The 9,649-nt window shown below is 41.8% G+C and carries 8 protein-coding genes and 1 pseudogene; 5 read left to right on the top strand and 4 right to left on the bottom strand.

Annotated elements, in window-relative coordinates; translation table 11 throughout:
• Window positions 1–151: 151 nt before the first annotated feature.
• From RMY00_RS24740 to RMY00_RS24730, 3 genes are all read right to left on the bottom strand, one after another.
• A complete protein-coding gene (locus tag RMY00_RS24740) occupies window positions 152–1,606 on the bottom strand; it encodes an NAD(P)/FAD-dependent oxidoreductase (protein ID WP_322650075.1) in 1,455 nt (484 codons plus the stop codon).
• 89 nt (window positions 1,607–1,695) lie between these two features.
• A complete protein-coding gene (gene cobD / locus RMY00_RS24735; protein WP_322650074.1) occupies window positions 1,696–2,850 on the bottom strand; it encodes a threonine-phosphate decarboxylase CobD in 1,155 nt (384 codons plus the stop codon).
• 26 nt (window positions 2,851–2,876) lie between these two features.
• Entirely contained in the window at window positions 2,877–3,161 is a 285-nt protein-coding gene (locus RMY00_RS24730; RefSeq protein WP_010998076.1) for an HU family DNA-binding protein, read from the bottom strand.
• 689 nt (window positions 3,162–3,850) lie between these two features.
• On the opposite strand from RMY00_RS24730, the pseudogene RMY00_RS24725 reads away from it, so the two are divergent.
• The 3 genes and pseudogenes from RMY00_RS24725 to ctpC all read left to right on the top strand — a co-directional run.
• Window positions 3,851–4,075, top strand: a pseudogene (locus RMY00_RS24725) (ISKra4 family transposase); the annotation flags it as partial.
• Window positions 4,076–4,302: 227 nt separating this feature from the next.
• Window positions 4,303–5,529: a (E)-4-hydroxy-3-methylbut-2-enyl-diphosphate synthase gene (gene ispG / locus RMY00_RS24720; protein ID WP_322650073.1), complete on the top strand. Its 1,227-nt coding sequence runs from the start codon at window positions 4,303–4,305 to the stop codon at window positions 5,527–5,529.
• 259 nt (window positions 5,530–5,788) lie between these two features.
• Window positions 5,789–7,072, top strand: a complete 1,284-nt coding sequence (ctpC, locus tag RMY00_RS24715; protein WP_322650072.1) for a carboxyl-terminal processing protease CtpC — start codon at window positions 5,789–5,791, stop codon at window positions 7,070–7,072.
• 150 nt (window positions 7,073–7,222) lie between these two features.
• On the opposite strand, the gene RMY00_RS24710 is transcribed toward ctpC, so the two are convergent.
• Window positions 7,223–7,408, bottom strand: a complete 186-nt coding sequence (locus RMY00_RS24710) for a DDE transposase family protein (RefSeq protein ID WP_322650071.1) — start codon at window positions 7,406–7,408, stop codon at window positions 7,223–7,225.
• A gap of 257 nt (window positions 7,409–7,665) precedes the next feature.
• Between RMY00_RS24710 and RMY00_RS24705 the strand changes: the two genes are divergently transcribed.
• Both RMY00_RS24705 and RMY00_RS24700 read left to right on the top strand, forming a co-directional pair.
• Window positions 7,666–8,169, top strand: coding sequence for a DUF6174 domain-containing protein (locus RMY00_RS24705; RefSeq protein ID WP_322650070.1), 504 nt, complete (start codon window positions 7,666–7,668; stop codon window positions 8,167–8,169).
• Window positions 8,170–8,803: 634 nt separating this feature from the next.
• Entirely contained in the window at window positions 8,804–9,643 is an 840-nt protein-coding gene (locus tag RMY00_RS24700) for a DNA/RNA non-specific endonuclease (protein WP_416212098.1), read from the top strand.
• Window positions 9,644–9,649: the final 6 nt, after the last annotated feature.

Here is a 9,649-nt window from a genome sequence, read left to right as displayed (position 1 = left end):
AAGGCTCAACTTCCGAGTTCAAAGGCTCAACTTCCGAGTTCAAAGGCTCAACTTCTGAGTTCAAAGCTAGTAATAAATACAAGACTCACTTTGATAGCACTATTTCTAACTCCCCACTCCCCACTCCCTATTCCCTACTCCCCACCCCCACTCACAAATTCCAATTGCGACGGAAATGGAAGAAACCTTCTAAAAACTCTTGCAAAGCAATATTGCTATTTAACCTTTGCTTACTCCACTCTCTTGCAGCTTGTTCCAGAATTTCTGAAAAACTCGGATAGACAAGAAATAAATTTGCTAAATCTTTGACTTTAATTTTTTGGGACATTGCCAAAGCAATCAAATTAATTAACTCTCCAGCTTCTGCCCCCAATATCGCAGCTCCCAAAATTTCGCCATTGTCTAACACAATTAATTTACACATACCAGTGGTTTCATCTCGAAGCTGGGCTGCTGCCACTGTTTTAAAATATTGTCGCAAAACTAAAACTTTATCTTGACTAAAGATGCGTTTTGCCTGCGCCTCTGTTAAACCCACTTGCGCCACCGTCGGCGCAGAAAACATTGCCCAAGGAATGAAGCGATAATCTACTCGTAATTTTGGGAAAAAGAGGGCATTGTTCAGGGCAATTTTTGCTTCATAATTAGCAATATTGGCAAAGTCGTAACCACCAATTACATCACCACAAGCGTAAATACGGTGGTTAGTGGTTTGGAGTTTATCATTCACTACCAAGCTACGCCGATGCCATTTCACACCTACCATCGCCAAATTTAGAGATTCAAGATTTGGCTGTTGTGCAGTCGCCACTAAAATCTCATCAGTTTCAATAGCTTTATCTCCTGCTTGAATCCACTTTTTATCCTCAATTAGCCTAACCTGAGTCACTGGCTTATCAGTGAAGACGCGCACACCTTCGACTTCTAACTGTGCCTGAAGCAATATGGCTATCTCAGGGTCAATATTAGGTAGAACATAAGGGTGCTTGACTATCAGCGTTACACTGCAACCAAACCGCGCTAAAGTTTGAGCAATTTCAATGCTTTGGGGAATACCGCCGATAATTACCAAATTTTTGGGTAATATTCCTCGCTGTAAGTATTGCCAAATATTAGATAAGGTTAGGTAGCCAGTGGCTTGCAATCCTTCAATATCTGGAATTTCTGGACGCGAACCACTAGCTAGCAAATAGGTACGGGCGCGTAATAGGCGATTGTTAACGGCAAAAGCCAGTTGAGGTGAAGATTGAAATTGACCACTGCCAACAATGATATCTACCCCAGACGCGGCTAGGATGGCTGGAGAATGCTGTTCCTTGAGATTTGAGGCGACGCATTGAGCATACAGCATAGCTTCTTGCCATGCCATAGATATATGGCATTCTTCTGAGGTATCAGTATGTGTGGCATGAATACCAAAACTAGCGGCATCATTCAACTTCTGCGCCAGTTTACCGATTTCGGTAAGAGCATGATGATAAGTAAACCCGTAGTCTACTTTAGGTTCCACCAGGGCAACTGTAGCACGTAGTTGGGTTGCAGCATGAGCAGCATAGTATCCAGCAAGACTGCCGCCAATAATTACAACATCGTAGTCAATAGTCATTTGTCATTTGTCATTTGTCATTGGGCATGGTAAAGAGGACTTGGGGACTCTTGAGAATTGGGGACAAGGGGAAAGACTTGTTGGAAGTTCTAAACTTTTGTCACCTTGTCACCTTGTCCCCTCTGCTCCCCTGCCTCCCCACTCAACGCTGTTAGTAAGCGTTGGTTATCAGACTCTTCACGTATGGCAACCCGGAAAAAGCGATCGCCTAGTTCTTTAAAACTAAGGCAATCGCGGATTAAAATCTGGTGATGCTTGAGCAATTGTTGCTGTAACTGCAAAGTAGACTTTTGGGACTCAACTAGTAAAAAGTTAGCAGCGCTTACTTGGGGTTGCAATCCTGGTATTTCAGCCAAACCCTGAAAGAGTTGGTTTCGTGCAGGTGGTAGCCATGCCCAGGTTTGCTGCTGAAACTCAGTATCCTGGAGTGCCGCAATTGCCGCCGCCGCCGCTAGCGTGTTTACGGGCCAAGGGTCACGCCATAACTGCCATTTAGCTAGGCAGTCGGGGTGTGCGATCGCATATCCTAATCGCAGTCCTGGGAGACTGTAAAATTTAGTCAGCGATCGCAATACTACTAAGTTTTTATATTCCTGCACCACCGGAATCAGGCTTTGTTCCTCATTGGGTGACACAAAATCCATAAATGCTTCATCCACCACAACCAAAGCAAATTGCTCCAGGTAGGGCAAAATAGACTCCCGCGAAAATAGTTTTCCGGTTGGGTTGTGGGGATTATTCAGCAATAGTCCTTTGTCCTTTGTCAATGACAAATGACTAATGACCAATGACCAATGACCAGTGACCCTTCGGGTTCGCAGTTGCTCATGGGGGAAACCCCCAAGACCGCACTGGCTCACTAATGACAAAGGACACTCCAGCACTTTAGCGTTGTACGACTTCAGGGTTCGGTTGTAGTCGCCAAAGGCTGGAGTGATTAAAATTGTCGCGGCTAATTGGGCTAATTCCCTACCTATGAGAGTGAGTAATTCTGCGGAGCCGTTACCCGGCAGAATCCACTCAGGCGGCAATTGATGGAAGTGACTGAGAGCTAGTCTCAGTTCACTATAGTTTGGGTCTGGATAGTGCTTAAGATTACCAATTTGGGACAGAATAGCAGCGATCGCGCTATTTGGAGGCCCCAACGGGCTGATGCTAGCAGAAAAATCCAGAATAGCATCAGGGGAACAGCCAGCCAGTGCTGCTGCCCAGGCTAAATTTCCCCCGTGTGCAGGTTGCCGCATTAAAAAAGGGTTCCCGAAGACAGAACCTATGCTTTTGGGGGTGCTACCTTTTCTCTAAACAGTTTTCCTGCCGAGAAGGCAGGAACCCTCGTTGCTGGAATTTCCATTTTTTCATTTGTTTTCGGGTTGCGACCTTCGCGGGCTTTACGTTCCCGTGATTCAAATGAGCCAAATCCTACCAATGTTACCTTATCACCAGAGGAAACCGCTTCAATAATCGTTTCCAAAGCGGCAGTTAAGACTGCATCCGCTTGTTTCTTGGTAACACTAGCTTTTTCAGCTACGGCATCAACTAATTCACCTTTGTTCATGTCAAACTCCTGAAGGTTTACTTGAGATTCTTTACGGATGCACCCTGATGCATCTGTACTGAAATCTTTGTTTGCGAAAATACAAAAATCATCCTTTGGGAGTAGCTTTACTCAAAACGGCTGTACATCCCATCGGCTCGACTTTTCAATGAATCATTCTAAGGTGTTGTAGCCTGATGTGGATAGATGAAACCATTAATTTATATAGATTTCAGGATTTTTTGTAATTTTAGGGTACTTGTTTCACTAAAAACTACCCCAAAAGTAGGAAAAAATACCTAGTAAATGCTGCAATCGTCAAGAAAACAGAAGAATGAGGAGGTGGAAGATGGTCAGCATTTGTTGGGATTCATTAATGATGGTGAAGAGTTGTTGCTGAGATTCACTAATATTTATACAAAATAGTTTGTAGTAAGCATTTTAGTGCTTAAAAATAAGGACTTCAGTCCTTACTCAACGAGAAAGTTAGTCGCTCATGAAGGAAACCCCCAGACGCTCGTGGACTCGCTCTAAGCGAATGCGAGTGCGTCTCTAAGAGTTGGCTTTATGCTGCGCTATCACCCTTAGTGTCTCCCTTTGGGCTATATCCAATTTTTTTCCCTGCCTCCCCAGTGGTCTGTCCCATTAATTTCGCGTCTCTACAAGGTTTTGGTAACAAACTAATCAATCAGAACTTATAGGACAGACCACTAGGTAAAACTAGGAAAATAAAAAGCCTAATAGGGAAACTGACTCTTAAAGCCAAACAGCTACAAAGACTAGGTTTGAAACCAAGAAGTAGGTTAAATCCATTACTTCAAAAGTGTTGTTTGAGGCTATTAGCAAATGAATCATACCAAAAAGCAGAAATTAAGATTGAGGTATTAACAGGAGTGAAAGTTAGTTACTCAACGCATCGCTTCCTTAAGCTTTCCTGCTGAACCCTGCGCGATCGCTACTCAAGCTACTCAGTTAAAAAGATTTTTAGCAATATATCTTTACAAGTGAGCAAAACTTCTCAATTACTTTTTATTTCTTTGCCTGTCTCATTCTCCATTTTTTTCTATTTAATCACCAAAAGAGCCACCACCTGTGGCAATCTGGGAAACAGAGATTTATCAAATCTGATATTTTTACGACAGCAAATTTACCTAATCAGGTTATGCAAACTCTGCCCATAGTAGATACTTCAAATACTACATCCAGCCAACCTACCTTTGATACAACTATCAAGCGGCGTAAAACCCGCCCTGTAAAGGTGGGAAATGTCACTATTGGTGGTGGCTACCCTGTTGTAGTACAGTCAATGATTAACGAAGACACCCTTGATATTGATGGTTCTGTGGCTGGTATTCGTCGTCTGCACGAAATAGGCTGCGAAATTGTCCGTGTCACAGTGCCAAGTATGGCTCATGCTAAAGCATTAGCAGAAATCAAACAAAAATTAATTAAAACTTACCAAGATGTGCCCATTGTGGCTGATGTCCATCACAACGGACTAAAAATCGCCGTAGAAGTTGCCAAGCACATAGAAAAAGTGCGGATTAATCCGGGGTTGTATGTGTTTGAAAAACCAAACCTCAATCGAACTGAGTATACTAAAGCCGAATTTGACGAAATTGGCGAAAAAATCCGCGAAACCTTAGAACCTCTGGTAGTTTCTTTGCGCGATCAAGGTAAATCGATGCGAATTGGGGTAAATCACGGTTCCCTTGCTGAGAGGATGCTATTTACCTACGGTGACACCCCAGAAGGCATGGTGGAATCTGCCATAGAATTCATCCGCATTTGTGAATCTTTGGATTTCCGCAACCTGGTAATTTCCATGAAAGCCTCACGAGTACCGGTAATGCTAGCCGCCTATCGCCTGATAGCCAAGCGCATGGATGAACTAGGTATGGATTATCCGCTACATTTAGGCGTTACAGAAGCTGGTGATGGAGAATACGGGCGAATTAAATCTACAGCTGGTATTGCTACCTTACTTGCTGATGGCATTGGCGATACAATTCGCGTCTCACTTACAGAAGCACCAGAAAAAGAAATTCCCGTCTGTTATAGCATTCTCCAAGCTTTGGGATTGCGAAAAACGATGGTGGAATACGTCGCTTGTCCTTCTTGTGGACGCACCTTGTTTAACTTAGAGGAAGTGTTGCACAAAGTTCGGGAAGCCACTAAACACTTAACTGGTCTTGACATAGCGGTTATGGGTTGTATTGTCAATGGCCCCGGAGAAATGGCGGATGCCGACTATGGTTATGTTGGCAAAACACCTGGTTACATTTCTTTATATCGTGGCAGAGAGGAAATTAAAAAAGTCCCAGAAGATAAAGGTGTAGAGGAATTAATTAATCTGATTAAGGGAGATGGACGCTGGGTAGAACCGTAAAGGGTTGGGGGAGTGGAGAGAGAAATCAATTCAAAATTCAAAATTCAAAATTCAAAAACTTCTGCTTCCTGCTTCCTGCCTCCTGTGGCCATCCCGATTCCCCACTCCCCACTCCCAAAAATTTTGTATAAACCATCAAGCTAGCCGGATTGTCAAGTATTTTGTTTAAATTAGGGATACATACTCGGTCTGTACAGTGGTAGCCTGTGTTAGATTGAGCATACTGACTATATATTTTCCCTCTGACGCAGCTGTCATTATGGTGATTACAAAAAATAGGCTTGTTTTGGGTGCTACGGCAGTGACACTCTCCACGATCGCTGTTACTAGCCTTGGCATTCACTCCCGAGGTCAGGCTTTATTTAAAGCAAGTCCTAAACAATTAGTAGATGAAGTTTGGCAAAATATATACCGCAATTACGTAGATGGTACTTTTAATCAAGTAGACTGGCAGGCTGTTCGTAAAGAATACTTAAGCAAGTCCTACAGTAATCCGCAGGAAGCATATAAGTCCATTCGGGAAATGCTTAAAAAGCTAGATGACCCCTACACCCGGTTTATGGACCCAGCAGAATTCAAGAATATGCAAGTGGATACCTCTGGAGAATTGACAGGGATTGGGATCACGATCAGCCAGGATGAAAAAACCAAGCAATTGGTTGTAATTGCGCCAATCGAAGATACACCAGCTTATAAAGCTGGTATTTTGGCAAAAGATGTCATCCTCAAAATCAACGGCAAAAATACCAAGGGGATGGATACTAATCAGGCAGTATCCCTAATTCGAGGTGAAGCAGGAACGCAAGTCAGCTTAACAATTGAGCGTGATGGTCAGACAAAACAGTTTGACATCAAACGGGCGCGAATTGAAATTCATCCAGTTAAATATTCCCAAAAGAAAACACCAGCAGGTAATCTTGGCTACATTCGCCTGAACCAGTTCAGCGCCAATGCTGGTAAAGAAATGCAAACCGCTATCAAAGATTTAGAAAGCAAAAAGGTAGCTGGATATATTTTGGATCTGCGTGGTAATCCCGGTGGCTTACTTTTCTCCAGTGTAGAGATTGCCAGGATGTGGATAGACAAAGGTAAGATTGTCTCCACAGTTGAACGCCAAGGAGAGGCTGAAAAAGAAGAGGCAAACGGACGCGCCTTGACAAATAAACCTTTGGTGGTACTGGTAGATAAAGGTTCAGCCAGTGCAAGTGAAATCCTCTCAGGGGCTTTGCAGGACAACAAGCGTGCTACTTTAGTTGGTACTCAAACCTTTGGTAAGGGACTGGTGCAATCGGTGCGTCCCTTGGAAGATGGCTCAGGATTGGCGGTAACAATTGCTCATTACTACACCCCCAACGGTACTGATATTAATCATAAAGGTATTAGTCCAGATGTGAAGGTAGACTTGAGTAAAGCCCAGATGCAAGAATTGTGGCTTCATGAACGTGACAAACTTGCTACTTTAGCAGATCCCCAATTCGCTAAAGCAGTAGACGTAATAGGCAAAAAAATTGCTGCTCAGGGCGCAGCCACAGCAGAAAAATGAAGAGTTAAGAATAAAGTTAGAAGTCAATAGTGAGGAGTTAGGAATAAAAACCATCTTTGTAAACTCTTAACTCCTGTACAGACGCAGTTAATCGGGTCTCTACTCCTAACTCCTGTAGAGACCCGATTAATCGCTTCTCTACTCCTAACATTAAACTGGTTGGCACTTTCCAGCTCTAATAAGTCCGATACGCCGAGCGATCGCTTCTTCTTGCGAACTAAAAGGCCCCCACTGTTCTATAATCTCTATATTATCGTCGCCAACTTTGTCGCTGGGGACAATTTCGCAATTACCAACAGATCGCTTGACAATATACCAAGTTTGTGATTCATTCATACTTGAAATAAATATTTGTTTTTTACAGTAAAAATTCTACGGCATAGAGAAAATATTCTCGCATGTATGCAATACGATATATCGGATCTGATTTAGCTATAGGCTACACCCACCAACCAGTCCCTTACAGCGATAAATTTGCTATTTGCACTTGTATACCCACTGATAAATTTTAATAAAAATATAAAGTGTACTTAAATTTTCAAAAGTATTATATATAATACATGTATAATACTTTTGAAATTTAAGGGATTGATATGCGTTTACCTATCATTATCAGTGCCGGATTATTGCTATCTTTCGGACTGAACCTACCAGTAATGTCCAAATCTTCCATAGAGATAGCACAATCGCCAGCGAGTAATAACTTAAATTTAAGGCGATTACAAAAGCGATTAGATTTTAATCGCAATTTCTGGAATAAGCAAAATATTTCCAACTATAGTTATGAACTTAGCAATAGTTGCTTTTGTATAGAGGATGCTAGGGGGCCAGTAGTAATTAAAGTACGTAATGGTGTAACAAGTTCTATCACTTCTTTAGCTACAGGTAAAGATGTTAAAGAATACTTTCAAAGTTACAACACAATTCCTAAGCTGTTTGATGTGATTCAAGATGCTATCAAACGTAAAGCCTTCAGCCTGAATGTGCGGTATGATGCTAGATTCGGCTATCCAACCCAAATTGATATCGATTATAACAATCAGATAGCTGATGAAGAAAAATATCTTACAATTAAGAATTTTAAGGTAATTAAATAAAATAGCCGCCACTGCAAACAGAAAATTAAAGATTAAGGCAATATAGGAATCGTATTTGATTTTTGAAATTATCTATGTGGGCGGGGAGTGGGAAATTAGGCTTTTCGATCTGTACCGAGCTTTTTCAGAAATCAAACATTAGCCCTATAGGTATACTTACCTTATCTTGTATGAATGCTTAAATTGTCATCTTGAGCGGAGCGAAACATTTGGAGAAAATTTTCTCTTCCCTGAGTTCCGCTCAAAATGACATTCCTGATTTTTTTGACTTTTGCAAAAGGTTTATTAGCTACTGGGGTTTAAGTTTCTATGTCCTGCTGTGCGAATTGCCCCATTTCTCACATAATTAAATTTCCTCTAAGAAAAAAGATTGGTATTGCTGATTAGATGTATAAATCTTGGTATAGGGGTGCAAAATTTTAAGCGTAGGCGTAGCCTGCCGTAGGTATCGCTCGTTACCAAGGTAATGGCAAAGTAGTGATTTATTGATTGTTAACTCTTGCCGAACAAAGATTTCTGGCTATGGTGTCACTACATCTTTACCATTACAAAAATCTTTAGTTTTGTATCACTGAATGCTTGATATTGAAGTGAGAAACTCGGACACTGTTTTTGCAATCAAAAGTACAAAAACGTGAAAAAAATTAAGATTTTCAAGTTTCTGCTACCATTTGTGATGGTAGTTTTATTGATAATTGGGTTGGCAAAGATCGTACCGGCCCAATCATCAGTAAGTGTTCACCTAACCCTTGGCAACCCCAGCAATGCTGGAACTTTCAGCCTAAATAACTACTTGCTGGTAAAGCCACAGTATGTAATTGGTTACAACTGCTCAATAGGTAGAGCAAACTGGGTGTCTTGGCAGTTAAATAGTAGTTGGTTAGGTAACACACCAAGGCAAGATAATTTTCGACCTGATACAACACTTCCTTTTGGATGCTATCAAGTTCAATCTACCGATTTTAGTGGAAGTGGGTTTGATCGTGGTCACATGACACCTAGTGGTGACAGAACTAATAGTGTTACCAATAATTCTGCCACCTTTTTGATGAGCAACATGATTGCTCAAGCCCCAGATAACAATCAGGGAATTTGGGCAAGCCTAGAGGAATATTCCAGAACTTTAGTAGGACAGGGTAAAGAACTTTACATCATATCTGGTGGATATGGGATGGGCGGTACCGGGTCTAACGGAAGGTTCTATACAATAGCTAATGGACGAGTTCAAGTCCCTAGTATAACTTGGAAAATTATTGCTGTACTGAATACTCCAGGTTTAGGTCTTGCTGGCGTGACAACCAACACGAGAGTTATTGCTGTCAGTATTCCCAACATGCAAGGGGTGCGAACAGCGAATTGGAGAAACTATCGGGTTAGCGTTGACTCATTAGAATCTCTAACTGGATACAATTTTCTCTCAGAAGTCTCAACATCTATTCAGTCTGTAATAGAAGCGCAAGTTGACAATTTATAAGTTTGG

The sequence above is a fragment of the Nostoc sp. ChiVER01 genome (assembly GCF_034531155.1).
GTDB lineage: Bacteria > Cyanobacteriota > Cyanobacteriia > Cyanobacteriales > Nostocaceae > Nostoc.
The sequence above is the reverse complement of the archived record's forward strand: the minus strand, read 5'-3'. Positions and strand labels throughout refer to the sequence as shown.

What these genes read in the sequence shown, in the direction of transcription:
- ctpC (WP_322650072.1), top strand. Translation starts at nt 5,789, where the DNA reads ATGGTGATTACAAAAAATAGGCTTGTTTTGGGTGCTACGGCAGTGACA.
- cobD (WP_322650074.1), bottom strand. Translation starts at nt 2,850, where the DNA reads ATGCGGCAACCTGCACACGGGGGAAATTTAGCCTGGGCAGCAGCACTG.
- RMY00_RS24730 (WP_010998076.1), bottom strand. Translation starts at nt 3,161, where the DNA reads ATGAACAAAGGTGAATTAGTTGATGCCGTAGCTGAAAAAGCTAGTGTT.
- ispG (WP_322650073.1), top strand. Translation starts at nt 4,303, where the DNA reads ATGCAAACTCTGCCCATAGTAGATACTTCAAATACTACATCCAGCCAA.
- RMY00_RS24740 (WP_322650075.1), bottom strand. Translation starts at nt 1,606, where the DNA reads ATGACTATTGACTACGATGTTGTAATTATTGGCGGCAGTCTTGCTGGA.
- RMY00_RS24710 (WP_322650071.1), bottom strand. Translation starts at nt 7,408, where the DNA reads ATGAATGAATCACAAACTTGGTATATTGTCAAGCGATCTGTTGGTAAT.
- RMY00_RS24705 (WP_322650070.1), top strand. Translation starts at nt 7,666, where the DNA reads ATGCGTTTACCTATCATTATCAGTGCCGGATTATTGCTATCTTTCGGA.